This window comes from Intrasporangium sp., from assembly GCF_030452765.1.
GTDB lineage: Bacteria > Actinomycetota > Actinomycetes > Actinomycetales > Dermatophilaceae > Intrasporangium_A.
Window position 1 is genome coordinate 1 of the sequence record NZ_JAKDLO010000051.1, and the last position, 25,897, is coordinate 25,897.

Below are 25,897 nucleotides of genomic sequence, written 5' to 3' on the forward strand. Positions count from 1 at the left end.
CATGCCGCGTTGATCAGTGCGGAGCAGTCACAAGGTCAAAAGTGCGAAAGTCCACCCCAAGGATCCCAGGCGACTGCCGCGACAGCGGCGCCGAGAATGACGGCCACCAATCCTGCGAGGTAGACCCGACGGCGCCCCAGCCGATCCCCCAGCACCCCGCCAGCGAGGAGCGTGCCGGCGAGCCCGACACTCAACGAGCTGAGGATCCAGGCGTCGGCAACGAACCCAGGTCACGGGCGGTGGGGGGAAGCGTCGCCAGCGGCGTCACATAGGTCACCAGTACGAGCACCGTGCCAGCAGCTACCGAAGCCAACGGACCGTTGCCGGAAGCGCTCGGTTCGCTCTTCGGACTCACTCGGCTGCAGCCGGGGCATCAATGGGCATGACCTCGCCGCGCCGGACGACCTGGCCGCAGGCCCGGCAGGCCACGACCGCGTGGTACTCCGCCCCGCAGGTGTGCTGGAACTTCAACGGAGGCCCGGACTCGTCGGCCAGATGACGGTCACCGAACTCACGCATCATCACGATAATCGGTCCGAGCGCACGACCGAGGTCGGTGAGGTGGTATTCGAAGCGCGGTGGACGATCCATGTACTGCACGCGTGTCACGAACCCTTCAGCCTCCAAGGTCCGCAGGCGTGTAGTCAGGATGTCGCGCGGGGCACCGGTGCGGCTCACGATCGCGTCGAAACGGTGAATGCCCAACAGCAGCTCTCGTACGACGAGCAGGGTCCACTTCGCCCCCACGAACTCGAGCGTGCGCGCAACCGAACAGGTCCGAACCTGGGCGTCCATGCCACTCACCCTAGGCGAGTTCGACTTCACAACCAACTCAGTCGGTTTTTCCTACGCACCCACTCTATGGTCGACACAACCGTCGACACGAAGGATCCCCATGACCCAGAACATGACATCCGAGCAACCCGAAGCGGTGCGCCAACGCACCTACTCGTGGGGCGATCCCCAACTCTTCGCCACCGCGGCACAAGAACTCGATGGACTCGACTTCTTCGCCCAACTGGCAGATGGCAAGTTCCCCCCACCCCCGATCAACGAGACACTCGGCATGGCGCTGGTCGACGTCGGGGACGGCCGCGCCGTCTTCGAACTCACCCCCGAGGAATGGCACTACAACCCGATCGGCAGCGTGCACGGCGGCATCTTGGCAACCCTCGCGGACTCGGCCCTGGGCTGCGCCGTGCATACCAAGCTGAGTGCCGGCACCGGCTACACGTCCCTTGACCTGACCATCAAGTTCACCCGTGCAGCCACCTTTGGACAGCGGCACCCTCACCTGCGAAGGACACGTCGTGACCATCGGGCGCCGAACAGCAACAGCCGAAGCGCAAATCACCGACAAGACAGGTCGCGTCATCGGCCACGCCGTCGCGACCTGCCTCATCATCACGGGGAGCTGAACGATCCCGTCATGAACCCGTGCTTGTCACCCACGCCAACCAAGCCCTGGACCTGGGGACCAGACGGTCTACGCGACGGCACGAACTCCGCGCACCTCGGGCCACCCGCGCAATCGTCCGCCCTCTCGCTGGGCGTCACAGACCCCGCATCCACCGCCGCAGCAGGGGCGCTCCCATTCCCCCCGACACGACGAAAGAAGATCACATGACCACGTGGAAGGACGTCCCCACCAACACCATCGACGTGGACGGAGTGCCGTTCGTCTACCGCGAACTCGGCGCCGACACCGAGGTGCCGGTGATCTTCCTGCACCACTTCACCGCAGTCCTCGATGACTGGGACCCTCGCGTCATCGACGGCATCGCTGCCCAGCACCGCCTGATCGCCTTCGACAACAAGGGCGTCGGCGGCACCGGCGGCAGCGTGCCAGCCGACCTCGAGCAGATGGGCGCCGACGCCATCACTTTCATTCAGGCCCTCGGCCACGACAAGGTCGACCTCTTCGGCTTCTCCGTGGGCGGAGCCGTAGCCCAGATGATCGCCCTGCAGGCGCCCGATCTGGTGCGTCGGATGGTCCTGGCCGGCACCGGCCCGCGTGGCGGCGGTGGCATCTGGAAGATGCCGTTCATCGTCGGCGGCGCCTACGCCAAGGCAGCCCTGGCCCGCATGGACGCCCGCCACTTCCTGTTCTTCCCCCGCACCCCCGAAGGCAAGAAGGCCGCCAGCGCCTACCTCGACCGCCTCGCCGAGCGGACCCACGACCGCGACAAACCGATCTCACTCCAGGCCCGGCTGGCCCAGCTACGTGCCATCACGACCGGCGGACTCCACGCCCCTGATGACCTCTCGAAGATCACGGCACCGGTCTTCGTCGCCAACGGCGACAACGACCTCATGGTGGCCAGTGAGCACTCCGAGGATCTGGCCCGGCGACTGCCCAACTCCACGGTCACGATCTACCCCGACTCCTGTCATGGCGGCGTCTTCCAGTACCACGAGACCTTCGTCCCCGAAGTCCTGCAGTTCCTCGCCAACTGACCCCGATCCCAGCGCGCTCCAAGGAGCCCAGCTCGATGTTCAACCTTTCCGTCCTCCTCGAGGACTGAACCGGCTACGGCCTCATCTGCCGACGATCCCCATCCACCGATGGCGAGTGGTCACGCACCAATCCCCACGCGCTACACGACCTGCTGGACCATGTTGACGTCTCTGGTATCGAACTCAAGTACAGCGTCTGATCGGTCGGACACTTCCACGCGAGAGACTTCAGCCGTGGCGATTCGCGATGTCAATGCGTCGGATCGACATGCTGGCGTGTCTCGGGTACCGCGCGTTCAAGCGCAGCGCGGCACCACGGATGGAACGCCACGCGCCCGCGGAGGCCGAGGCGGCCCGGCCGGTTCGAAGCATCCACACCAGGCCGGTCTGCTGCTCTTCAGCACGCCCGATCACCGGCATCACAAGCATGCCGGACGTCCCGGAAGCCGAACCTCCAACGGTGATCTTGCGGACGGCGGTGCCCCCATGCCCGCGAGGTCCCGAAAGACCCGTCCGGTGACGATTGCCGCCAAAACCCCTCTTGCGGGCCTGCCGAAGATCCTGTGCGACTGACCGGCGATCACCTCAAGTGCCGATTTCCCGTCCGCGGGCCGGCGCCGTTCGCGTAGCCCTATCTGGGCGGAGTGACGCGCTCATGGCCCGCCTGTCGGCGGTCCGTCGTAGTGAAGGTTTGGCGCACCTCCCACGAGCGCCGTGATGACCGACTGGCTGCGGGAGGCGTCGATTGTCTGTGTCGAACTCGTGTCGAAGTTCGTCGAGCATGCGCGTTTGCGCAGGTGAGCGCGTTGGGTGCCTCGGACTGTAAATCCGTCGCGAAAGCTACGAAGGTTCGAATCCTTCACCTGCCACGTCGTGCGTGGAAGGGCCTCTGACCAGCGGAAACGTGGGTTGGGGGCCCTAGTGGCCCGGAAAGGTCGGCAGGCAGGGATGACCTGCAGTTTTGTCGCCGTGTGACCGGCGTGGCGTGCCGGACGGGTGTGGCCCAAGGGGCTGAGATGGGAGTTCTCACACGAACCGTCTCAGCAAGGACCACACCCGCCGATGCCGTCTTCGCCGATCATCCCTGCTGCCGCCCAACCGGACCGGGACGACCGGCTGCTGGACCTGCTCGCGACAGTGCCCGACCCGCGCGATCCGCGCGGGGTGCGCTACCCGCTGGCCGGGATGCTGGCGGTCGCGGCGTGCGCGGTGCTGGCCGGGGCCCCGCTCGTTCGCCGCGATCGGCGAGTGGGCCGCCGACCTGCCCCGTGAACACTTGGCCCGGATGGGGCTGGGCCGGGCACCGGAGGAGTCGACCCTGCGCATGCTGTTCGCCCGCTTGGACTCGGACGCCCTGGACCGGGGCGTGGATGTGGACCCGCAGCCCGGGCTGGGGCGCAGCTCCTGTTGCCACCCCGCGGTCGCGCTGATGCCCGTCGTGGCGACACTCCACCCGGCAGTGATATCGTTGCGTTGATATCGGAGGTGATCGTCATCGAACAGATCCTGATCCGCAACCTTCCCGCGGGGACCAAGGCCGCGCTGCGTGCGCGTGCCAAGCAGCGTCGCCGGTCTGTCGAGGCGGAGGCGCGCGACGTGCTCACCAAGGCACTGGAGGGCGAGCCCGTCACGATCGTTGACCTTCTGGGCACCGACGAGGGTGCCGACATCGACTTCGAACCCGAGCGCCTTGGCCTGACTGCTCGCTCAGCGCAACTGTGAAGTATCTGTTGGACACCAACGTGGTGTCCGCACTGCGGGTTCGAGGGCGCAGCCAGTCCGTCGAGGCGTGGGCCTCGTCAGTCCCCGTCGGTGACCAGTTCGTCTCAGCTTTCACCATCGCGGAGATTGAGCGTGGAGTGATCTCGAAGGAGCGGGCCGACGCTGAGCAAGGAGCGGTCCTGCGTCGCTGGTTTGAGGAGAATGTGATGCCCGCGTTCACGGACCGGGTGCTGCCGTTCGACTTGTCGGCGGCCCGGATCCTTGCGGCCTATCGGGTTCCGGAGCACGCACCCTGGGACGACGCGCTCATCGCTGCAGTCGCTGAGTCTGCCGGCATGACTGTCGTGACGCGGAATATCAAACACTTCGACCCCCTCGGCGTGGCTTGCCTCAATCCGTGGGACACAACGGCGTTCGAGGGCGGGCCTTCGCCACAACTTTGACACGGCTTCGGGTACAGCGTTGGGCTGGGACGAGTGGCGGTGACGGTCGGAGGACTCCCGGACGGCCGGGAAGGGATGGGGGGTGCTCGGGCGGTGTCACCGGTGTCCGTGAACGGTGCCGGGCCGTTGGGGGCGGTTTTCGGTCATGTCCAGTCACGCGGTTCTCGGGTCACCAACGGTCATGGCTCTTGTCGTGGGCGGCCTCCCGAAGAGCCATGTCCGGACGTCTCGGTGTGCGGCGCGTGCCTGTGCCTGAAGGGCAGCGCGCTGACCATGCGACGAGTTCTTCCCTTGACCATGGCCGCAGCTGGTCCAGGCACATCCATGCCATGTTGTCCATGGCCGTCTGTTGGCCATCACGGAGGTGAGCAACGAACTCGTCGACGGTGGGGGTGACCACCTCGATGTCCTCGTCGAGGTCGAGCGCCTGGGTCGTGTGCTGTATGCATCCCAGGGCCAAGGCGGCGTGCCGCATGTGGGTGGCGTAGCTGGCGAGCTATGTCTGACCGGCGAGGACAAGACGTTCGGCGACGAAGCGGGTCTTCACGAAGTTCTGGGCGGCGGCCTCCAAGACCTCCTCGTCGTTCTCGACCAGGCCGCCCGGTAGCTTCAACATGACCTTGTCCAGACCGGGACGAAACTGCCGAGTGAGCACGAGGTGCTGATGGCGCACGTCGTGCCGTTCTCGGCTTACATGCTGTTTGACTCAGGCCTCGAGCAGGCAGCCACCGCATTCACCCGGCCGCACCTGTTCTGGCCGGTGTACCTCGGCATGGCCGGCGTCGCGGCCATCCAGTCGGTGCTCTGGGTCATGATCCCTCCGCGACGGCCCTACCTGGTGGGCAGCTGTTTCGGTCGCGGTTTCCTCGTCGAGGCGCCCGTGGTCATCACGCTGCTGCTGTGCCCGGATGGCTGCTGTTGGCGCCGTTCTTCCTCATGGGCGGCCTGACCGCCTGCCTCGCCGCGGCGGCACGTCTCGACCGCAAACAAGACGCCTTCATGCGCGCGGAAGGGCACCGCGCAACATGACAGCGCGCCCGGTCTCGGTAGTCGTTGTCCTCCTCGTCAGCCTGTCGACGGATGCACGGCGGAGCGCGGCACACCCCCGACTGGCTCGGCCCCTGCAAGGCTGACCGAACCGGTCCGCTCCTCGCCGACCAGCGCGGCGCCGGAGCGGACGATCGCGCTGGATTGCGGTCTTCCGAAGTGGTCCGCCGCCGCCCCACGCGCGCCCACCGCCGAAAAGACAGGGGAGCGACGCCGGCGGAGGCAGGTACAGGCAGGTACAGGCCCCTCGTGTCCTCTGGCCGATCGCCGAGTTGATTTACAGCAGAGTTCTTGATGAAACGACTGTTCGGTGTCCGGTATTGGCCGAACACCGAACACCCAGCATGATCGGAGCATGGACACGGTGTCGCTGGTGGTGGACGCCTTCGGTCAGTTGGGTGTCGAGGCCCGCCTGGAGGGAGATGCGTTCGACCAGGGCTTGTATGTGATCATCGATCCTCATGGTGTCGGCGCCCGTATACAGGTCAAACGCTATTCGCTGGTCACCGATGAGGTCGCGAAGCGCCTGCTGGCTCAGGTCCGGCCTGCGGATGTGCCCCTGCTCGTTGTCGCCGACCGGGTGGTCGGCACGGCGCGCAAGACTCTGACCTCGGAGCGCGTCGGCTTTCTCGATCTGCGTGGGCACTTGGCCGTGCGTACCGGCCGGCTGCTGATCGACGCCGATCTTGCGCCCATGCGGCAGCAGGCTCTCTCCTTGGATGCGCTCGCTGGGCGGGCAGGGTTGGAAGTCGCGGCCGCCGTGCTCATGCAGCCCGGTCAACCCGCGGCGGTCCGTGTGTTGTCCCGCCAGATCCGACGATCGCCGAGCACGGTCTCTGAGGTGCTTGCCCGTCTGCGGCGTGAAGGGCTGGTCGACACGAACAATGCCGTCACGGACACGAGGTTGTTCTGGCGCCTTGCCGAGAAGTGGTCGACCCCTCGGGCCATGCTCAGACGCCTGCCCGCTCCGAGCGACACGAGCGCGGCTGCGGGGCTACGGCTCGGCCTGGCCGGGTCCGAGCAAGAAGCCGGGTGGGCCTTGACCGACACGGCCGCTGCTGCGATGTATGGCGCGCCGGTCGCGTTTCGCTCCGACCAGGTGCTCGACTTCTTCGTGCCTGACCAGTCTGTGGTTCGGCGCGCGGTGACCATCCTCGGCGGCGCCGGCTCAACGGCCGAGGCCGCGGCGACACTGCGGGTACCCCCGGTGTCAGCTGCGACGGCGGGTCGCATCGACCTGGCGTCGAGCCAGTTCGACTGGCCCTTGGCGCATCCGATGTTCGTCGCGCTCGATCTGGCCCTCGACGTGGGCCGGGGCCGTGAGATCCTGCAGGCGTGGACGCCGGACGATCGGTGGCCGCGTGTCTGGTGAGCGAGTCACGTTCGTCGGTGAGGCGATGTCCACGATCGTGCAGGGCATCGCGGAAGTCCGAGCCGCCATCGGCCAACCGCCGGTTGTCGTGGGCGGCCTTGCCGTTCTGTGCCGCCTCTCGAACCCCTATCGTGCGACAGCCGACCTCGACGTCGTCGACCGGCGACGGAGTGCGACCCCGCACCTGCAGATGCTGCGTGCAGTCTCCGGGGCCGAACCGGTCGAGCCTGCCGCCGTCCTCCTACCGACAGCGTTCGGGCCGGTCAAGGTCGATGTCCTCGAGGTGCGTCAGGTCGAGATCGACCACCCCAGCGTGATCCCGGCGACCGGCTCCATGCCTCCGCTCACGCCTGGGCCTACGACACCGCCACGGACCTCACGATTGAGGCGGTCACCGCGAAGCGCGAGAGCATCGAGGTCATCACGCCGGTGGCCGAACCCGGCCCGCTCGTCGCGATGAAGCTGCAGGCCGTGATGAACCGCTCCACCCAGAAGCAGGGCACCGACCTGCTCGACATCATCCGTCTCACCTTCGATGTCGGCACACGAGAGGTTGCGTTGGAGCAGATCCGAGCGTGGCATCGCATTCAGAGACCGTGAAGTCCAGCGCGGACTCCGCGAGGCCGTGGCGTTCGAGGGCAACGACGTCCTCAGATGTGTTGCCGGACGGCGGGTCCAAGTGTGGCCGAGACGCTGTGCCCGCTGACGTATCTCATCGGCTACTGTGGGTGCGGGTGAGATTGGAGGAATCGAGATGGCTGGCAGCAATGTGTTGGAGCGGGCGCGTCGGGGCGCTGGGCTGAGCCAGCAGGAGTTGGCGGAGCGGGCGCGCACGTCACGGACGGCTGTGTCTGCCTATGAGCATGGGCGCAAGTCTCCGTCCCTGGCGACCGTCGAGCGGTTGCTGGCAGCGAGTGGGTACGAGCTGGACGTCCGCCCGCGTCTGAGTTTTCGTGCCGCCACCGGGCGGAGAGGGCAGCGGTATGCCGTCCCTGACCGGCTGCCGCGGCTGCCCGTGGAACAGGCGTTGGGTGTGGTTCGGCTCCCCTTGCCGTTGAACTGGTCCGAGCCGGATCGGCTCTACCGGCTCAGCGACCGCCACGACCGTGCCCGCGTGTACGAGACCGTCCTCCGCGAGGGCGATGCCGCGGATATCGAGCGGTATGTCGACGGGGCACTGCTGGTCGACCAGTGGGCGGACCTCGTGCTTCCCGCCGATCTGCGGGCAGCGTGGGCGCCGCTGATCGAGCCGCTGCTGGCGGCCTGATAGTGGCGCGCGATCGTTCGCTGCTCACGCCGTTCCAGCTTGATGTCGCGCGTCTGTTCTTCAGCCTGCCGGCTGCTCAGGGTTTCCTCCTCGCCGGTGGTGCTGCCCTGCTCGCCCAAGAACTGACCCTAGGCTCCGGGTGAGTTCTGCCGTTTGCTCATCCACGCGCAGGAGGATGACTTGTTGGTTGACCTGGCGCTCGAGTCCAGGCCAGGCATGCCGGCGACAGCCAGCGTCGCTGGACCCACCTTCGCACCGGAAGAACTCGCCTGGCCACAAGCTGATCGCGCTGTTCGATCGAGCCGCCGCCCGCGACTTCGTCGATGTGTACTCCTTGGCCCGGCACTTCGGGAAGCCAGCGTTGCTCGCACGGCAACGCTGATCGACCTGGGCTTCGACACGCAGGTCCTCGCCGCGATGATTGAGCACCTCGACGCCTATACCGACGTCGATCTGCTCCTCGACGCACAAGTCACGGACATCCCCGCGCTGCGAGCGTTCTTCGCAGACTGGGCGGCAGAGCTTCGGGGCGGCTGAACTGCCCCGAGGTCGTTGCGGCCCCCTATCACTCGCGGCGGTTAGACGCACCTTGGCCAGTGGCGCGGAAGGCGCGGGGCTGCGCTGACTCCGATCACTTCCCGTCCGATGGCGGTCCCTTGCTCCAGCCGTTGGGACGCAGAACGGCGCCGTTGCTCATGCGGAGCTCGGTGCCTCCTAGTCCTGGCCCGGATCACGCCGCGATCTGGTTGTCGACTTGGTGCTGAACGAGGATCGCGTTGACTCTGAAGTGCTCGGCCGCACGCTGAAGCGCATCATCGGAGAAGTCTCCGGCCAGAATCTCGGCGATGCCGTTAGCCGGCGCGAGAAGTTCGGCGGCGAAAGCGCGCTCGGTTCGCTCGGTGTACTGCGTCGCGCGGGTGAGCAAGGACCGCCTCTGGATCGGGGCGAGGCTGTGCCGCCCTATTGCTCGGGCCGCGGCGAAGCGCTTGGTTGTCGCGGAAGCACTGGCGCCGACTACTACGGCCAAGGACGAGGCTCCTTCGGAGCCGATCAGCCCGTCAACGTTGATTGGTGCAGGCGAGTGCGTCTGGCGGACCGTAGTCAACGCGTCGATCGGTGCAAGCTCGGTGGGGTTCAGATTGAGGAGGAGCCTAAGCCTGCGCGCCCGTTCGTAGCCGATCCTCCAGGGCGCGACTCCTGCCATGGAAGACCAGTCGAGCGACCCCAGTGCTGGGAGGCTGATCGCGTGTGGATCAAGGGAGCGGGAGGCTTCGAGGAGCCAAGCGGTGGAGTCGGAGATTCTCTCGCGCGGAACTGCTCGCGAAAGGTCGGCGAGGAGCGTGGCATCGCCGATCTCAGTACCCGCGTCAAGCAACAGCCGTTCCACGTCAGATGCCGTGTCATAGGGATCCTGTCCCCAGGCCGCGGCCACTAGGCAGTAGTCGCGCTCCTCTTGATCCGCCTGCTGGATCGATGCCCACTCCTCCTGCAGCAGGGTTCCCATCACGCCTCTATCTTCGAGCCGACGCACTGTGCCGTCGATCAGGTCGGCAGCAGCTCTGAGCACGGCGTCGGCCTCAAGGACGGTCTCGGCCTGGGTGAGAAAGCGGACGTGCTCCGGCGTCTTGTCACGTTGCCGCAGGGTTGCCCACATGAGCCCGCGATCGCTGCGCAGGGTCAAGTCCGGCCAGGCGAATCCTGCACCTGCCTCGATGAACCGGACCCCGCGGTCTGTAGGAGGATGCGAGGTCGTGCTGAGCCGCCACCAGTTGATCGCGAGAAACTCTGCCAGTGGGTAAACCGGGACATCAAGGCCATGGCGTGGCCCGCCCGACCCGTCTCGTCGCTCTACCAACGTCACGGGCGTGTCCCCGAGGTCGATGCTCAATCGGCACCACGTAGCAGCCAGTTCCGAGAGACGCACGTCCGGTGCTGGCTCCCACTCCCACCTGAAGCGCAGGGTCATAGCGACACATCCTCGGTTTCGCGCAGGTCGTCCTCGCGAACGCGAAGGCCTGGGCTGACCTCGTCGTCTGCCAACGGATAGCCCTTGTAGGTTCCCTGAACCTCATTGACGAGGCGCCCTTCGAACCATGTGTTCCGCTTGAAGGCCCACACGTACTTGGGGAACCCGTCTTCTCCTGGGTCGCCACTGACCAGACCAGCACGGATCGCGGTCGCTGGCCAGCCGGTGATCTCGGCAGCATCCTTGAGGTCGGTGGGGCAACGACTCGCGTCGGAACGTAACTTCGGCGGACCGGCGAACGACGGCATCGACTTGTGCTCTGGCGAGGCAACATACATCGCGATCAGCGCGCATCGCTCCAGATGCTCTGAGGGCGCGTCAAGGGCAGGTCGGCGGGGCAGCTGCCGCCTGCGCCTTGGGGTCCTCACCGCCGCAGAGTACCGAAGGGCTCGTGAGACATTGTGCGGTCGGCGCTCGTGGGTGACGAGACGCGACGCATCGGCGGCGCCGTTGGCGGTGAGGCCGCTCCTACTTTGCCCGTTACTCCGGGCTCCGGGCACACCCACGTCCTGTACACCCATCAGCTGCGGGAGTGGTTCGGACTCGACGGTCGTGACGATGATGCACGGCGTGCGCGGGTGCTTCCGCCTCGCTCACATCGACGGTCTGATCCAGGCGGACCCGGCCGTCTACGCGCGACTGCCGAACGTCCACCGCGACGAGTCCCGCACCCAAGGCCTGGACCGGCTCGAGCTGATCCGGTTCCTCCAAGTCGCTCAGACGATCACCGTCCATCACGGCGCGCTGGCCTACCTGCTGGGCATCGGCGCCCTGCGGGCCTCCGAAGCAGCCGCGGTCCGGATCGAGGACTACGCCGACACGCTGCGCAGCCACCGGGTCCGCGCTTGGTCGGCAAGGGCAACAAGCCGGCCACCATGCCCCGCACCGTCCCGGTGCTCCGGGTCCTCGAGGCCTGCCGGGGCCAGCGCACCAGCGGGCCGCTCGTGCTGCGACCGGTCTCCGGTAAGCCGATCGACCAGCGCCGGTGACGGCGCTCGTCTTGGCGACTGGTACGCCCCGTCGACATCGGCTCCCGGCAGCGGTGTTGGTGGCGATCGATACGGGGTCGCGCGGCTGCGCATATTCGGCTAGGCGGTCACCGGTCGATTCGATCCCAACCGGAGCGACGTCGACTTCTTGGTCGACTTTCTCCCCGAGGTCCAAGATCTGCTGGGCAACTACCTCGCGCTCAACGAGGAGCTGGAGTGCGTCGTCGGCCGCAAGGTGGACCTGGTGATGTGTCGGACGCGATGGAGACCGGTACTTCGCGGCGGAGGCGTTCGGCACCGCCCAGGACGTCTATGCGGCATAGATCCGCCGGGATGCGCTCCTCGAAGGGGCGGGGCCACCGGGATCCGCACCCTGCCACCGATTCAGCCACCGTTGATCCCTCGGGCCACGTCGTCAGGCTGAAGGTGCTGCGGCCAGGCGATTCGCATCGTCGTAACCGCGACGGGACTCGGAACTCGAACCGCGGAGAGCACCTGGTCGTCCACTCGCAGCACGAGTCTCGCTTTGTCGCCGTTCTGTGCCACCTCCCTGGAGGCCCCGCTGTGTGCTTCTGCTCCCTCGGCGTCGAAGCACTGGGCGGTCAGTCCCTGGCGTGGCCGCCAGACACCACGTGACCATATCCGGATGCCCGCCCTGCGCTCGGGAGAGGGTATGCCGCTGAGCCGGCTCAGCGGCATACCCCTTCCTTTCGTGGGTTGTGGCCTCGTCATCTACGTTGTGGCTGTGACCGAGTCGGGTGCAGACGACGGATCTGCCCTGCGCGTCGAGCTCGATGCGCTGCGGCGGGAGAATGCTCGTCTGCGTCGCCTGCTTCGGATGAGCGATCAGGACGCGGTCCTGCCCGGCCCCACCCAGACCGCATTCTTCGAGCGTGACCCTGGCCTCATCAATGCGAGGTCGTCACCAGAGGCCAAGGTCAGGTTCTTCCGTGCCCTCTTCAGTGCGCGGCGCGATGTCTATGCCTACTGGTGGGAGAACCAACGCACCGGCCGGTCGGGGTGGCTCCCTGCCGTGGCGGGGGGATGGCGAAAGGGGCAGCGGGAGGATGACAGACGCTACCTTCCACTGACCGATGAGGTTGTCATTGCGCACCTGACCGGTGAGCTCCATCTGGGGCTGTATCCACTCCTGCCCGGTGACGAGACCTGCTGGCTCGCAGCGGATTTCGACGGACAGGCCGCGATGCTCGACGCGCTTGCCTATCTGAAGGCTGCGCGGGCAGTCGGTGCTCCGGCCGCGTTGGAGGTGTCGAAGTCCGGAGTCGGGGCGCACGTCTGGATGTTCTTCACCGAACCGATCCCCGCGGCCACGGCACGCCAGCTCGGCACAGGCCTGATCCGTGAGGCGATCGCGCTGCGTGGCCGGATGGATCTGCGCTCGTATGACCGGCTCTTCCCGGCCCAGGATGTCTTGCAGGCCAGCGGCATCGGGAACCTCATTGCCGCGCCGCTCAACGGAAAGCGCCGCAAGGACGGCACCACGCTCTTTCTCGACCTGGCGACCCTCGAGCCGCATGAGGACCAGTGGGCATACCTGTCCTCGCTCGACCGCCTGTCCGCACGTCAGGTCACGCGCATGGCCGCACGAGTCGGCACACCGACGGTCGGCGTGGCCGTAACGGGCCCCCGCCCCGCCGTGTCCACCCGGACCCATCCGCGGCCGTCTCCGATCGTGCCGGTCCGGCTGGGCAGCGGCATCCGGATCACCATGGACGAGCTCGCCCCGGCGACTCTGGCAACCTTGAAACATGCTGCCACGATGACGAATCCGGAGTTCTACGACCGGCAGCGACGCCGACAGTCCACGTGGAAGGTGCCGCGCTTCATCACGTCCTACGACGAAACCGTTGACGGATACCTGGTCCTCCCTCGCGGCCTGCGCGAGCTGGCTGCTCGAGTCGTGACAGAGGGCGGCAGCCGACTCGAGCTGGTGGACGAGCGGGCGGTCGGCAGCGCTCGCGAGTTCGCCTTCACCGCCACCCTGTCGCAGGCACAACGGGCCGCCGCGGATGCGCTGCTCGAGCACGACCTCGGTGTCCTCGTCGCGCCCCCGGGCGCGGGCAAGACCGTCATCGCCTGTGCCGTCATCGCGCGGCGAGCGGTCTCGACGCTGGTTCTTGTCGATCGCAAGACGTTGGCGGACCAGTGGCGCCGGCAGGTGCAGGACCTGCTGGGTGCCAAGGCCGGCCAGCTTGGTGGTGGGCGCTCGAAGCTGCGCGGCACCGTCGACATCATGACCTTCCAGGCCCTGACGCGCCGCGGTGAGGTCACCGACCTCGTCGCCGACTACGGGCTCGTCGTCGTCGACGAGTGTCACCACGTGCCTGCGGCGGGCTTCGAGCAGGTCGTCAGACAGATTCCCTCGGCGAGGTGGCTGGGGCTGACGGCCACGCCGTATCGACGTGACCGCCTGGACGACGTCATCGGCCTGCAGCTCGGCCCGACGCGGCACACCATCGCCGGCCCAGTGGCAGGCACCCTGGAGGGGAGCGCGGCCGGCGCCCCGCACCCAGAGCTGACGGTGCACGAGACCGCCTACCGGTACACCGGGGACGCAGACCCGTCGCTGCCCGGTGGGATGGCTGCCATCTATCGCGACCTTGTCGCGGACGAGGAACGGCTGGCTCAGGTGGTTGCCGATGTCCACGATGCACTGCAGCGGCGCCGGAACTGTCTCGTCCTGACCCAGTGGACCGCCCACATCGACCGGCTGAGTGCGGCGCTCAAGGCTCGCGGCCACGACCCGGTCATCCTGCAGGGAGGGCTGAGTGTCGGGCAGCTGTCGGCCGCGATGGCGCGCCTCGAGCAGGATCGTCCGCAGCTGCTGATCGCGACCTCGTCCTTCGTCGGCGAGGGGTTCGACTGCCCGGCACTCGACACCATCTTCCTCGCCGCCCCGATCGCCTCCAAGGGCAGGCTGGTTCAGAACGTCGGCAGGATCTTGCGAGCCCATCCGGGGAAGGACTCTGTGCAGGTGCACGACTACCACGACATACTGACGCCCGTGCTGGCCTCGTCACTGGCCAGGCGGGCACCCGGCTACCTCGCCCTGGGCTTCCCGGACCCGCGCCGTCGCGCCCTGTGAGCCGCCTGGCCGCGGCTTGTCCATCAGACTGGTGCCGCGATCCGTCCTCGCAGCTGTCGAGTGAGCGCGAACTCGAGGCCGTCCCTTGATAACGTCCTCCCGTGTGTCCGAAGTCTCGTGGCCGTGGCAAGAAGAACCGCTCCTCCAAGGGGCCTCGCAGCGGGCGGCACCGGCTCGCCCGCTCTCACCGGAACCATGGTCCCGGTCCGGTGTAGGGCTGGGCAGCACCGGCCACAATGCGCTTGGTGGTCCGCAGCGACCCGCTCTGGACGCGCTTGCCGGGCTCGCCGAGCTGCGGCAGGGCGCCGCACAGATGACGGCGCAGAACAGGTCTTGGTGGCCGGTCAGCCATGGGCAGGTTCTTGACGACGCGGCGTCCCTGCAAAGTTGCATCGATCCCGACCAGCTCGAGGAGGAGGTGTGCGATCTGCTCGGTCGGCACTGGCGTGACCTCTACGAGGAGCATCACGCCGGGTTGGTCGCGCCAGAGTGGCTGGAAGGACTGCTCCACGCGGCCGACCGGCGGGCCGGAGATCGCGGGGTCCGGCGCCTGGTCTACGGGGTCGCGCTGATCGCCGCCCCGGGGCTGGCGGATCTGGCCCTGGACGTGATGCGTCACGCCTCGGTCGGCTCGGACGACGGAGAGCCTGCCTGGCTTGGCGTCCCACCGGCCGTGACCGCCTCGCCCGATCTGCTCTTGCTGCGAGACACCTACGGTCTGCGATTTGGCCTGCTGGCACAGGTGACCGGGCCGGGCGCACTGCAGCGCACCTACCTGTTCGACGTCGATCCCTGCCACGGCTTCCACCAGGTGCTCGGCAGCGGCTACCACTCGGGCACCGCGACAGCGACGGCGGTCTGGCGGGGCCTCGTCGGTCCCAGCGCCGCCGCAGCCGAACCTGAGCCGGTCCCCGACGACCTGCTGGCCCACGTCCTGCCCGGTGACGGCATGTTCGATGTGCTGTTCGGCCGGCCCGTGTCCGACAGCCACTTCACCGAGCTCTTCCGCAGCGACGGCATCGTGTCGGCGATTGTCAAGGCGCTCGGCGCCGCCGGTCGCCCATACACCCGGCCGGTCGGCGATCCAGGCCGGGCCATCGTTCTCGCCGACTCCCTGTCCGAGCAGTTCAAGGCTTGGGCCGCCCGCCACCACGTCGATGTGCCGGCCTCGACCGGCCCGGACGACGACATCGTCACGTGGCTGCTACACGACTGGGTGAGCTCGGACATGCCCGAAGCGCTGGCCGTGGCCTGCTCCCCCCACCGGATCGCCGCGTTCCCCGCCTACCTCAACGACGACTGGCAGGAAGCCCATCGGATGCACGCCCTGACGGTCCTTCAGCCCTGGGCTCGGTTCTGCCTGGACCGTACCGGCATCGGTGGTGAAGCAGCCGAGGAGGTCCTTGCCTGGGCCGGTCGAGCCGCGGACGATCCGGTATCCGTCGGCGCCGACCTCGGGGACTACCTCAATCGTCCGATCGACGAGACCACCGTCACCGGACCAGCGGCTCGATGACTACTACAGCGATGCCGCGGCATGGAACGGCGCCGAACGCAGATGGAGAGCCCGACACGGCTACCGGAGGTCGGCTGTCGACGGGTGTCCCGGTGCCAGTCCCTCGCCTCGGACCGCCGAGACGACATCGAGGATCGCCCGGGTGGTGGCGGCGGCGTGCGCCTCGTCCGCGACCAGGTCTTCATGGCTGGCGTCGTCAAAGACGCGGTGCACGCTGTTGGTCGACAAGGTCGCCAGGTGGTCCTGCTTCTCGGACCAGCCAGCGGCACTTCCGCTGAGTGCGGTCAGCACGACCAAAGGCTTGTCGGCGAAGTCAGTGAGAGCGGCAGCCTCATCCATCGAAGCGTTCGCCTGGACGTACTCGTCGATCGTGCTGCGAAGCGTGTGGGCGGTCGCGATGCTGGCCCTGACCTCGTCCCTGGACCGCGGCGGCAGGCTGCCGAAGTCGAACTGGCCGTACAGGCGGCCAAGGCCCAGTCGGGCTGAGGTCGAAATCAGTGCGGAGACCCGGCCCATGACGGCGTAGGAACCCGCGTCGCCCGGCGATGCTGGCACCGTCTTCCCTGCCGACGCCGGTGCTGTGGAGTCCACCAACACCATTCCGGCGACATCGTCGGGATAGCGAGCGGCGTACGTCAGTACGTAGAGTCCGCCGAAGGAATGGCCCGCCAGCACATAGGGTCCTGGAACGTGTCCGCGCTGCAGCAGCGTGTGGAGGTCGGTCGCCAGCTGCGCGGCGTCCTGCGCCGTGTCCGCGGGCTCGCTCCACCCCCGACCTGCCCGGTCGTAGACGCAGACCCGGGTGCCACGGGCCACCGCGGGCGCAATCCATCCGAGATTCGAAGACATCTCCCCTCCGCCCGGTTGGAGCACGACCGTGGGAGTGCCTGAGCCGGTGCAGCTCAGGTGCAGGCGGTATCCGCCGACGTCGATCGACTGACCAGGCATCGGGTAGGCCCTGGCATCCGCCGCCTCGCGCACGGTCTCGTAGCCGCCGCTGATCGAGACGAGCGCCATCAACCCGAGCACTGGATAGAGCAGCCAGCGCCTGCTCGGACTGCGGAGCCGTCGATGGGCGCGCACGAACATCCAGATCACCAAGGCCAGCAGGGCGGGAGGCCACACCCAGCCGAGCACCCCGTCCACCGAGGAACCGAAGCCCACCAGCAGAAGGCCGCTCAGTCCCATGAACAACGCGGGGGCCACTGCCCATCGCTGTGGTTGATCGGTGAAGCGGACCGACAGCAGCGCCAACATCGCCCAGCCCAGCGCGAATCCGCACAGGACTGCACCAGTGACCTCGCTCTCGCGTGCCCGGATGAACGGGGCGAAGGCGAGCAGTAGCGCGGCGACGAGTCCGGTCGCCAACGAGGCTGCCACGACCCAACCGATGTGTCCCCTCGCCCCGGGGCCACGGCCGGGCGGCCGGACCTGGCCGTCGCCTAGCGCGGCGGGAGTCAGGGTGGTGGTGCCCGGGCCGTCGAGAGCCGACGGGCTTTCGGTGCTGCTCATGCGTTCCTCCTGGCGAGGCTGTCAGATGCCGTGATTCCGTTCTGCCTGTGATGTCTGATGGCGGCGTGCTACCTGCGGTGGGCGAGGAGCTGGGTGCCGAGGTCGCTGGCGCGGTGCATGGTGGCGGCGCCGGCCGGGGAGCCCTCCAGCTGCGGAAGGTAGCTGGAGACCGCGACGTCCATGCGGATCTCGCCGCGGCGTACGGCGTCCGCGATGACGAGCCCGGTCATCGCCTTGGTCATGGAGCCGACCTCCATCGGGGTGGTGTGGTCAGCGCCGATGCCTGCCAGCCGCACTGGATCAGCGGCATCCAGGTCCACCTCGGCCACCGCGACGGCGTGATAGCCGTCGAGCATCCCCCAGCCGGCTTGCCGGTCGAGGTGGGCCAGGACCGTGGGGTCGCCGTTGCGAGCCGTGGCCAGATTCGGGGACATCATCCAGGACACGACCGCGACGGTCACCGCCCCGATGAGCACGGTGAGGACGAGGCGGCGTGTGGCGAGGTAGCCGCCGGCCAGGACGAGCAGCATGAGCAGCGCCTTCCAGCTGTCGTCGGCGTACCGGCCGTAGCGGTCACCGCTCAGCGAGAGCAGCACCATCGTGGCGGGGATGCCGATCAGGACCGCGGCGACCAGCACCTTGCCCGCCCAGCCGCGCGCGAACGAGGCTGTGTCACGGACGAGCAGCGCACGCAGGGGCCGACGCACCAGCGGCTGCTTGGACGGGGGCCGTCTGGTCGCATCGGCGACAAGGTTCCGGATGGGGGACATCAAATGCACCTTCGAGTAGTGGGAGCGCAACGCACTACTTGACCTCTGTCCGCATCACGAGTCGGAGTCCGACGAGCAGGGGGATGAGGAGCCAGATGATCCCGGTGACGCCGATCTGCGCCCACTGCTCGCCGGTCAACGCCGAGTCGAAGCTGTAGAGGCCGCTCTGGGCGAACTGGATGTCGACCCAGGGCTGCAGGTCGCGGAACCACTGCTGGCTGGTGGCCAGCAGACCGAAGATGGTGGGGACGAGGAAGGTGTAGATGAAGTAGGCCACCACGGCCCCGATTGAGGCGCGGATGAGCACGCCGAGCATGAAGCCGATCAGCAGGCTCAGCACCATACCGAGGACGTAGTACAGGCACTGGGTGATCGTCACGTCCCACACCAACGGCGTGCCCTTCACGGTCGCGCCCAGCAGGTTGCCGAGGGCCCCGACGGCGAAGGTCAGCGCCATGGCCGCGATGGCGATGGTGACCGATGAGATGGCCTTGGCGGCGATGATCCGGGACCGGTGGGGGACCAGGGTGAACGTGGTGAGGCCGGTGCGCTGGCTCCATTCGCTGGTGACCGCCAAGATCGCGATCAGCGGCAGGATGATCACGACCGAGAAGCGGATCGCGGTAGCGAACGTGGAGTAGGTCAGCTGGTCGGCCGAGGCGAACAGGATGACCCCGAGGGTGGTCAGGACGGCACAGATCGCGATGCTGGCGATCAGCCAGAAGCCGGAGCGGGTGTCGAACATCTTGCGCAGCTCGACGGCGGTGATCCGAGTCAGTGGGACGGGGTCGATAGTGGTTCGTGGGGTGTGCACGTGGCCCAGGGCGATGGCGCTCATGCCGGGATCCCTTCTCGCTGGGTGGCGGAGGTGAGCTCGAGGAACATCTCTTCCAGGCCGGCGCCTTCGGCGGCCCGCAGCTCGGTCAGGGCAACGCCCGCCTCCAGTGCGACCTTGCCGACGAGTGCGGCATCTGCGTCCGTACGCAGGGCGCCGTCGCCGGTCGGGCTCACCAAGACTCCCCACGCGGTCAGGGCATGCTCGAGGGCGTCAGAGTCACCGCTGCGAACGATCGTGCCCGCTTCGTGGAGCAGCTCGGACTTGGTGCCCTGGGAGACGATCCTGCCGTGCCCGATCATGACGATGTCGTCGGCGATGACCTCGATCTCGTGCAGCAGGTGGGAGGAGAGCAGGACGGTGCCGCCGCGGTCGGCGTAGCCGCGCAGCAGGTCACGCATCCAGCGGATGCCGGCCGGGTCCAGCCCGTTGGCCGGCTCGTCGAGGATGAGGACTTCAGGGTCGCCGATCAGCGCGGTGGCGATCCCGAGCCGCTGCCGCATCCCGAGGGAGTAGTCACGGACGCGCCGGTTCGCCTCGACGTCGGTGAGGCTGACGATGTCCAGCATCGCCTCGACCCGGGACGCCGGTAACCCCATCGTCTGCCGAGCCAGGACCAGGACCTCGCGGCCCGTGCGTCCGGCGTGCTGGGCGGAGGCGTCGAGCAGGACCCCGACCTCGAGTCCGGGGTTGGGCAGGTCGGCGAACCGGCGATGCAGGACCGTGGCCGTGCCGGAGGTGGGTGGCGTCAGCCCGACCATCATCCGCATGGTGGTGGACTTGCCGGCGCCGTTGGGTCCGAGGAAGCCGGTCACCCGCCCCGGACAGGCGGAGAACGAGACGTCATCGACCGCAAGGGTGTGGCCGTACCTCTTGGTGAGTCCTTCGACGATGATCATTGGTGACCTTCCTGACCGGGTTGATGTTCGAGGGTGTATGCCGCCCACCGCGCTGCTGCTGTCGCGCCGGCTGGGGCATCTCCTTCGTCCGGCGGTGGGCTTTCCCCGATCGTCGCGACCGGCGGTATGGCATCGCCTCATCCGGGCGGTCATCTCACCCGGGTGAGACGACCGGCCGTAGCATGGTGACGATGACCGAACGGCCGCAGATGGGACTGGCGGCGACGAAGCTGCGCCCGCCCGCACCGCCGCGTCGGCTGGTTCGACGGTCACGGCTGGACGGCATGCTCGACGCGGCCATGGACAGTCGAGTTCGGGTGGTCCTGGTCAGCGCTCCGGCCGGCTCGGGCAAGTCGACCCTGCTGGCTTCGTGGTTGGCCGGCCGAACCGAAGCGGTCGCGTGGTTGCAGACGGAGGAGAGCGACTCGGACCCCGCCCGGTTCTGGTCCTACCTGGTCGCGTCCATCGGACAGGCCCACCCGATCAGCGCCGCCGTCCTCAAGCCGGTCGTGGTCGGCTCGAAGGGGGACGACCTGGTCGTCGTGTCCGCCTTGGTCAACGAGCTCGCCGCGGTCACCGAGGCGTTGTTGGTCGTCATCGACGACTACCACCTCATCGACAACGCCAGCGTGCACCGCGGCATGGAGCGACTCATCGACCTGTGCCCCCACCAGGTGACCATCGTGGTGTCCACCCGGTTCGACCCGCCGTTCCGGCTCGGCCGGCTCCGGGTGCGCGACCAGATCACGGAGATCCGCGGGGCCGATCTGCGGTTCGACGCCGGCGAGGCCGCCGGGCTGCTTGGCCCCGCAGGTCAAGCGCTGGACCCCGCTCATCTCAACCAGCTCTGTGACCGAACCGAGGGCTGGGCAGCCGGACTCGTGCTCGCCGAGCTCACGCTCAAACGCGTGAGCAGTCCGCGGGCGTTCGTCGAGGCGTTCCGGGGCGACGATCGGCTCGTGGTCGAGTACCTGCGCGACGAGCTCCTGGCCGTGGTCGACCCGAAGCATCGACAGCGCCTCCTTCAGACGTCGATCCTGGAGCAGCTCACCGGTCCCGTCGTCGATGCCGTCACCGGCGAGTCCGGCGGCGCGAGGTGGCTGAGCGACACCGCCGCGATAAACCAGCTCCTGATCCGCCTGGACCGCACCGGCAGCTGGTTCCGTTACCACCACCTGTTCCGGGACCTGCTGAGAATGGAGGCCGAGCAGACCTTCCCGCAGCAGATGCCCGATCTGCACGCGCGCGCCGCGGCCTGGTTCGAGGCCCAGGGGGACCATGGGCAGGCGATCGTGCATCGGCTTGCCTGCGGTGACGTCCGCGCAGCCGCGGACCTGCTTCGCTTCCTGGGGCCCCGGCTGCTGATGGAGGGGCAGGTCGAGACCCTCCGGGGCCTGCTCGACCGACTCGGCGACGTGGCCAGGACCGTGACGTGGTGCGCGCTGTTGTACGGCTGGTGTGACTACCTCGACGGTCACTACTCGCGAGCGGAGCGTTGGCTCGACACGATGGTCCAGGTTGCACCGGAGGGATTCGACCACACGTTGGCGACGTCCCTGCGGATGAACATCAGCCTCGCCCGCGGTGACGTCGCCAGCGCGCTCGAGGCCGCTCGAAGGGTGACAGCGGCCGACGATCTGAGGTCACACCCGTGCGATCTGGCGGTCGCCACCGGCGCCGCCTACGCCTGGGCCGGCATGGCCGAGGAGGCCCGCGGAGTCCTGCGGTACGCCGAGGACAGAGCCGCCACCGAGAATTTCTCGACCGCGCACGTCCTGGCTCTCGTGTACCAGGCCATCGTGGAGCTCGATTCCGGCTCCGCCACCGGTGCGCAGGCCGCCGCGTCCACGGCAGTGCAGACTGCCCAACAGCTCGGTCTGGCCGCCTACCCCGGCGTCGCCCCCGCGTTCGCGATCCGGGCGCGAACCGGCGCGGACCCGGCGCGCGCCCGCACAGACGCCCACCACGCGGTGGAGCTGGCCCGGCGGTCGCCGACCGACCTGGCGCTGCTTCATGTCCTGACCACCTGCGCCGACACGATGCTCGGCCTGGGCGACTCCGGCGCGGGAGCGCTCCTTGCCCAAGCCCGGGCCGTCCTCGCCCGATGCCCCGACCCCGGCATCGCGGGCCGTTACCTGGCTCGCACCGAGTCCCGACAGGGCGGCGTTGATGCGAACGGCGGCCCGGCTTCCGTCGCCGACGAACACCTGACCGGACGTGAGCTGACCGTCCTGCGTTACCTGCCGGCACGGATGTCGCAACGCGAGATCGCGGCCGAGCTGTTCGTGTCGCTGAACACCATCAAGACGCACTGCCGCGGGATCTACCGCAAGCTCGGTGTCGCAGACCGCAAGGCCGCCGTCCAGGCGGCCCGCGACGCGCACCTGCTGTAGCCCCGACCTCCAGCCCCCTCGGCCATCGTCACGAGGCTCCGCCGGCCATCTCACCCGGGTGAGATCACCGGCCGGGCGAGGCGGCGCCATCCGGTGCATCGCGACGATGAGGCCATGCCCCGGCCAGTCCCCTACGAGATCGTGATCCGCGGCCGGGCCAGCGCCCGGCTGCTCTGGCCACTCCAGGACGACTTCACCATCGACACCGCTGACCACCACGTCACCCGCCTGGTCGGTGAGGTCGTTGACGCCTCACACCTGCACGGGATCCTGACCCACCTGACGTCGGTCAACCTCGAGGTCATCTCCGTGGCAGCCCTCCACCAGCACACCGCCGCGACAGTCACCGGGTCGCAAGTGCACCGCAGAGATCAGGAGAACACGATGAAAGCAATGGTCCAAGACACCTACGGCTCCACGGACGTCTTGAAGTTCGAGGACATCGACATGCCGCAGATCAAGGCCGACGAGGTCCTGGTCCGGGTTCGAGCCGCCGGGGTCAACCCGGGCGACTGGGCGATCATGTGCGGCCTGCCCTACATCGCCCGCCCGGTCTACGGGATGCGCCAGCCGAAGAACCGGGTCCGAGGCACGGATTTCGCAGGCCAGGTTGAGGCAGTGGGCGCCGGCGTGACCCGGTTCCGGCCGGGGGACGAGGTCTTCGGCTCGTGCGCCGGTGCCTACGCCGAGTACGCCGCCGCTGCCGAGGCCACGCTGGCGGCCAAACCCGTCAACCTCACCTTCGAGCAGGCCGCCTCCGTCCCGATGGCGGGTGTCGTCGCCCTGCAGGCGCTTCGAGATCATGGGGCCGTCGAAGCCGGGCAGACTGCCCTGGTCAACGGCGCCTCCGGTGGCATCGGCACCTTCGCGGTGCAGCTGGCAAAGGCCTACGGAGTGCACGTGACCGGCGTGTGCAGCACCCCCAACGTGGATCTGGTCGGCTCGATCGGCGCCGACGAGGTCATCGACTACACCCAGGAAGACTTCACCCGAGGCGGACGACGCTACGACTTCATCCTCGACAACGTGTCCGACCATTCACTGTCCGCGCTGCGCCGCCTGCTCACCCCGGCGGGAGCCCTCGTACCCAACGGCGGAAGGTTCGACAACCGCTGGTTCGCCAGTGGTGGCCGCGTGGTCCACGCCCACCTGCTGAAACGGTTCGCGGACCGCAGGCTGCGACCGTTCCTGGTATCGCTGAAGTTCGAGGACCTGCTCCTGCTCAAGGAGCTGATCGAGGACGGCAAGATCACGCCCGTGATCGACCGCACGTACCAACTGATCGAAGCACCCCAAGCGATCGCTCACGTGGGAGCAGGACACACCCGGGGCAAGGTCGTCATCACCGTCTGATCCGCACAACCGATCCGCGCCTCAACCTGCGCCGCAACCACCGACAGAAGGTGCACCAGATGTTCACCATCGAACGACAACGATGCCTCCCCGAGGACGGGACATGACCGTCCTGCAGCCGGGGCCGGCCTACCCAGCGCGGCTGCACGTCGACTACCTCGAGCAGCACAACCGGGTCAGGACAGTCTTTCGAGCGATCCTGATCATTCCGATCGCGGCCATCCTGGCCGTTCTCACGGCCGGCGCCGCCCACACGGTCTATGACCAGAGCGGTCAAGTGGTGCGCTCGACGAGCGGTGGCATCGCTGCCGGCCTGTTCCTCGCGACCCTGCTGATGATCCTGTTCCGGCAGCGCTACCCGCGTTGGTGGTTCGACTTCGCCCTGGAGGTCACCCGGTTCAGCGCCCGCGTCAGCGCGTACTTCATGCTGCTCACCGACCAGTACCCCTCAACGGTCGAGGAGCAGAGCGTCCACCTTCAGATCGCCTACCCCGACGTCAAACGGGACCTCAACCGCTGGCTACCCCTGGTGAAGTGGCTTCTCGCGATCCCGCACTTCGTCGTCCTGGCCGTGCTGTCCGTGGCCGCTCTCTTCGCAGTCCTCATCGCGTGGTTCGCGATCCTGCTCACGGGGCGATACCCCCGGGGGCTGTTCGACTTCGTCGTCGGCGTCGGCCGCTGGTGGCTGCGTGTCGAGGCCTACGCGATCCTCCTGGTCACCGACCGCTATCCGCCCTTCTCGCTCCGCTGAGTGCGGGAACCACTCACCCATAGTCAAGGGCTCGTGGTCGTCCGCCAAGTCCAGGCCGAAGGATCATCCCAAACAGGGATTCGTTTTGGTATGATACTCAGCATGAGCACGCAGATCGCGGTCCGCCTTCCCGACGAGATGGTGGCCTTCCTTGACCGCACGGTTGCGACCGGCAAGGCGTCCAGCCGTGCGGCGCTCGTCGCGTCGGCAGTGGAGCGCGAGATGAGGCGGCAGGCTGCCGAGCAGGATGCACAGGTCCTTCGCGAGCGAGGCACCGCCGATGACCTGGACGACCTCGTGAACTGGACCGTCACGCACGTCGGGGTCGAGGACTGATCGGTGCGAGAGATCTGTCTGGTCCGCCTGGACAAGACGCGGCCGGCACTGATCCTGACCAGGGACGTGGCGCGGGGTGCGATGACGAAGGTGACTGTGGCTCCGGTCACGACGACGGTCAAGGGGCTGTCGAGCGAGGTCCGAGTCGGGCCCGAGAACGGGCTGGACCAGGACTGTGCCGTCGCCCTCGACAACGTCGTCACGGTCCCGGTGGCGATGCTGGGCCGCACTGTCGGGTACCTCAGTGCCGCGCAGGAGGGCGAGCTGGCCCGCGCTGTTGTTCTGGCGTACGACCTGCAGGTACCGCTTCTCGGCTGATGCCCACGAAGCGCACGAGCGCCCGCTCGGCCTTCGACGGGCCTGCCGTCCGATCAGAGGCCCGGAGCGCAGTCAGGCCCCCACCGCATCTCGGCCCGGCTGCTCGTGCATTGTTCTAGGGTCGTGGACATGGGCACCGAGAACCTGGCTCGCGACCCGATCGACGTCCTCGCAGCGGCGCTGGATCAAGCCACCGACGTCCTCGCGGAGGTCCGTGCGGCCCAGCTCGACCTGGCGACGCCGTGCGACGACTGGACGGTCGCCCAGCTGGTCGACCACCTCGTGGCGACGCCCACCAACTTCGCGACGCTGATGCGCGGTGGACGGCCCGACTTCACCAGCCCAGCACCGCGCGTCGACGCCGACCGGGCGGAGCGGTTCCGGGTGGTGGGAGAGGGCCTGCTGAGGCTGTGGCGCGACCAGGGCGGCGAGGCGCAGGCAGGGTCGGCAGACCCAGCCTGGCAGCTGGCCGAGCTGGCCGTGCACACCTGGGACCTCGCGACGGCCATCGGGTACCGCACGGACACGCTGGACCCGGAGGTGGCCCAACGCGGCCTCGAGTTCATGCGGGCCAACCTCACCGACGAGAACCGTGGTCAGGCCTTCCAGCCTGAGCGGGCCGCCCCGGCGAACGCCACGACCTATACGCAGATCGCCGCGTTCGCGGGACGGCACGTCTGAGCGAATCCAGTGGCGAGGTCAGTCCGGGACCGTGCGAAGGAGATCCGGAGGGTGGATCGCGGCGACGTCGGGGTGGGCGCGGAGGCGGGCCTTGAGGAGGTTGT

At 67.9% G+C, this 25,897-nt stretch carries 27 protein-coding genes, 1 tRNA gene and 2 pseudogenes; 22 read left to right on the forward strand and 8 right to left on the reverse strand.

What is annotated here, in order from left to right; translation table 11 throughout:
* Positions 1-35 precede the first annotated feature (35 nt).
* Together L0H79_RS08530 and L0H79_RS08535 are read right to left on the reverse strand one after the other, a co-directional pair.
* Complete coding sequence (locus tag L0H79_RS08530; RefSeq protein WP_301484198.1) at positions 36-206, reverse strand: hypothetical protein; 171 nt, start codon at positions 204-206, stop codon at positions 36-38.
* Between the two features lie 145 nt (positions 207-351).
* Positions 352-795 carry a helix-turn-helix domain-containing protein gene (locus L0H79_RS08535; RefSeq protein WP_301484169.1) on the reverse strand — a complete coding sequence of 148 codons (444 nt, stop codon included), beginning with the start codon at positions 793-795 and terminating at the stop codon, positions 352-354.
* 271 nt (positions 796-1,066) lie between these two features.
* On the opposite strand from L0H79_RS08535, the pseudogene L0H79_RS22195 reads away from it, so the two are divergent.
* The 13 genes and pseudogenes from L0H79_RS22195 to L0H79_RS08595 all read left to right on the forward strand — a co-directional run.
* Positions 1,067-1,219 (forward strand): annotated as a pseudogene (locus tag L0H79_RS22195) (PaaI family thioesterase); the annotation flags it as partial.
* A gap of 91 nt (positions 1,220-1,310) precedes the next feature.
* Entirely contained in the window at positions 1,311-1,418 is a 108-nt protein-coding gene (locus tag L0H79_RS22200; protein ID WP_367652448.1) for a hypothetical protein, read from the forward strand.
* Between the two features lie 205 nt (positions 1,419-1,623).
* Positions 1,624-2,457, forward strand: coding sequence for an alpha/beta fold hydrolase (locus L0H79_RS08545; RefSeq protein ID WP_301484171.1), 834 nt, complete (start codon positions 1,624-1,626; stop codon positions 2,455-2,457).
* A 793-nt stretch (positions 2,458-3,250) separates the two neighbouring features.
* A tRNA-Tyr gene (locus L0H79_RS08550) sits at positions 3,251-3,326 on the forward strand.
* Positions 3,327-3,519: 193 nt separating this feature from the next.
* Positions 3,520-3,729 carry a transposase family protein gene (locus L0H79_RS08555; RefSeq protein WP_301484172.1) on the forward strand — a complete coding sequence of 70 codons (210 nt, stop codon included), beginning with the start codon at positions 3,520-3,522 and terminating at the stop codon, positions 3,727-3,729.
* A gap of 213 nt (positions 3,730-3,942) precedes the next feature.
* Entirely contained in the window at positions 3,943-4,179 is a 237-nt protein-coding gene (locus tag L0H79_RS08560; protein WP_301484173.1) for a hypothetical protein, read from the forward strand.
* Positions 4,180-4,187: 8 nt separating this feature from the next.
* Complete coding sequence (locus L0H79_RS08565; protein ID WP_301484174.1) at positions 4,188-4,622, forward strand: type II toxin-antitoxin system VapC family toxin; 435 nt, start codon at positions 4,188-4,190, stop codon at positions 4,620-4,622.
* Positions 4,623-4,986: 364 nt separating this feature from the next.
* Positions 4,987-5,229, forward strand: coding sequence for a hypothetical protein (locus L0H79_RS08570; protein WP_301484175.1), 243 nt, complete (start codon positions 4,987-4,989; stop codon positions 5,227-5,229).
* A gap of 57 nt (positions 5,230-5,286) precedes the next feature.
* A complete protein-coding gene (locus L0H79_RS08575; protein ID WP_301484176.1) occupies positions 5,287-5,571 on the forward strand; it encodes a hypothetical protein in 285 nt (94 codons plus the stop codon).
* A gap of 453 nt (positions 5,572-6,024) precedes the next feature.
* The gene (locus tag L0H79_RS08580; RefSeq protein ID WP_301484177.1) at positions 6,025-7,041 is read left to right on the forward strand and encodes a transcriptional regulator; all 1,017 of its coding nucleotides are present in this window, start codon (positions 6,025-6,027) and stop codon (positions 7,039-7,041) included.
* A gap of 429 nt (positions 7,042-7,470) precedes the next feature.
* Positions 7,471-7,641 (forward strand): hypothetical protein, encoded by a 171-nt coding sequence (locus tag L0H79_RS08585; RefSeq protein WP_301484178.1) that lies wholly within the window; start codon positions 7,471-7,473, stop codon positions 7,639-7,641.
* Between the two features lie 154 nt (positions 7,642-7,795).
* Entirely contained in the window at positions 7,796-8,308 is a 513-nt protein-coding gene (locus tag L0H79_RS08590) for a helix-turn-helix transcriptional regulator (RefSeq protein WP_301484179.1), read from the forward strand.
* 180 nt (positions 8,309-8,488) lie between these two features.
* Positions 8,489-8,845 carry a hypothetical protein gene (locus L0H79_RS08595; RefSeq protein ID WP_301484180.1) on the forward strand — a complete coding sequence of 119 codons (357 nt, stop codon included), beginning with the start codon at positions 8,489-8,491 and terminating at the stop codon, positions 8,843-8,845.
* Between the two features lie 193 nt (positions 8,846-9,038).
* Here the strand turns inward: L0H79_RS08595 and L0H79_RS08600 are convergent, their stop codons facing one another.
* Together L0H79_RS08600 and L0H79_RS08605 are read right to left on the reverse strand one after the other, a co-directional pair.
* Positions 9,039-10,274 carry a hypothetical protein gene (locus L0H79_RS08600; RefSeq protein WP_301484181.1) on the reverse strand — a complete coding sequence of 412 codons (1,236 nt, stop codon included), beginning with the start codon at positions 10,272-10,274 and terminating at the stop codon, positions 9,039-9,041.
* The gene (locus L0H79_RS08605; RefSeq protein ID WP_301484182.1) at positions 10,271-10,612 is read right to left on the reverse strand and encodes a hypothetical protein; all 342 of its coding nucleotides are present in this window, start codon (positions 10,610-10,612) and stop codon (positions 10,271-10,273) included. Before L0H79_RS08605 ends, L0H79_RS08600 begins: the two co-directional genes overlap by 4 nt.
* 829 nt (positions 10,613-11,441) lie before the next feature.
* Here L0H79_RS08605 and L0H79_RS22205 point away from each other — a divergent pair.
* The 3 genes and pseudogenes from L0H79_RS22205 to L0H79_RS08615 all read left to right on the forward strand — a co-directional run.
* Positions 11,442-11,747 (forward strand): annotated as a pseudogene (locus tag L0H79_RS22205) (hypothetical protein); the annotation flags it as partial.
* A gap of 222 nt (positions 11,748-11,969) precedes the next feature.
* Complete coding sequence (locus L0H79_RS08610; protein ID WP_301484183.1) at positions 11,970-14,429, forward strand: DEAD/DEAH box helicase; 2,460 nt, start codon at positions 11,970-11,972, stop codon at positions 14,427-14,429.
* A gap of 103 nt (positions 14,430-14,532) precedes the next feature.
* A complete protein-coding gene (locus L0H79_RS08615; RefSeq protein ID WP_301484184.1) occupies positions 14,533-15,945 on the forward strand; it encodes a hypothetical protein in 1,413 nt (470 codons plus the stop codon).
* A 60-nt stretch (positions 15,946-16,005) separates the two neighbouring features.
* Here the strand turns inward: L0H79_RS08615 and L0H79_RS08620 are convergent, their stop codons facing one another.
* From L0H79_RS08620 to L0H79_RS08635, 4 genes are all read right to left on the reverse strand, one after another.
* Positions 16,006-17,199, reverse strand: a complete 1,194-nt coding sequence (locus L0H79_RS08620) for an alpha/beta hydrolase (protein WP_301484185.1) — start codon at positions 17,197-17,199, stop codon at positions 16,006-16,008.
* Positions 17,200-17,525: 326 nt separating this feature from the next.
* Positions 17,526-18,227 (reverse strand): serine hydrolase, encoded by a 702-nt coding sequence (locus L0H79_RS08625; protein WP_301484186.1) that lies wholly within the window; start codon positions 18,225-18,227, stop codon positions 17,526-17,528.
* A 34-nt stretch (positions 18,228-18,261) separates the two neighbouring features.
* Positions 18,262-19,065, reverse strand: a complete 804-nt coding sequence (locus L0H79_RS08630; protein WP_301484187.1) for an ABC transporter permease subunit — start codon at positions 19,063-19,065, stop codon at positions 18,262-18,264.
* A complete protein-coding gene (locus L0H79_RS08635; protein WP_301484189.1) occupies positions 19,062-19,961 on the reverse strand; it encodes an ABC transporter ATP-binding protein in 900 nt (299 codons plus the stop codon). The genes L0H79_RS08630 and L0H79_RS08635 overlap by 4 nt, the downstream gene beginning before the upstream one ends.
* A 191-nt stretch (positions 19,962-20,152) precedes the next feature.
* On the opposite strand from L0H79_RS08635, the gene L0H79_RS08640 reads away from it, so the two are divergent.
* From L0H79_RS08640 to L0H79_RS08665, 6 genes are all read left to right on the forward strand, one after another.
* Positions 20,153-22,354, forward strand: coding sequence for a LuxR C-terminal-related transcriptional regulator (locus L0H79_RS08640; RefSeq protein ID WP_301484190.1), 2,202 nt, complete (start codon positions 20,153-20,155; stop codon positions 22,352-22,354).
* A gap of 114 nt (positions 22,355-22,468) precedes the next feature.
* Complete coding sequence (locus L0H79_RS08645; protein WP_301484191.1) at positions 22,469-23,707, forward strand: NAD(P)-dependent alcohol dehydrogenase; 1,239 nt, start codon at positions 22,469-22,471, stop codon at positions 23,705-23,707.
* 103 nt (positions 23,708-23,810) lie between these two features.
* The gene (locus L0H79_RS08650) at positions 23,811-24,458 is read left to right on the forward strand and encodes a DUF4389 domain-containing protein (protein ID WP_301484192.1); all 648 of its coding nucleotides are present in this window, start codon (positions 23,811-23,813) and stop codon (positions 24,456-24,458) included.
* 102 nt (positions 24,459-24,560) lie between these two features.
* Entirely contained in the window at positions 24,561-24,794 is a 234-nt protein-coding gene (locus L0H79_RS08655; protein WP_301484194.1) for a ribbon-helix-helix domain-containing protein, read from the forward strand.
* Positions 24,795-24,797: 3 nt separating this feature from the next.
* Entirely contained in the window at positions 24,798-25,112 is a 315-nt protein-coding gene (locus L0H79_RS08660; protein WP_301484196.1) for a type II toxin-antitoxin system PemK/MazF family toxin, read from the forward strand.
* A gap of 129 nt (positions 25,113-25,241) precedes the next feature.
* Positions 25,242-25,793: a TIGR03086 family metal-binding protein gene (locus L0H79_RS08665; protein ID WP_301484197.1), complete on the forward strand. Its 552-nt coding sequence runs from the start codon at positions 25,242-25,244 to the stop codon at positions 25,791-25,793.
* Positions 25,794-25,897: the final 104 nt, after the last annotated feature.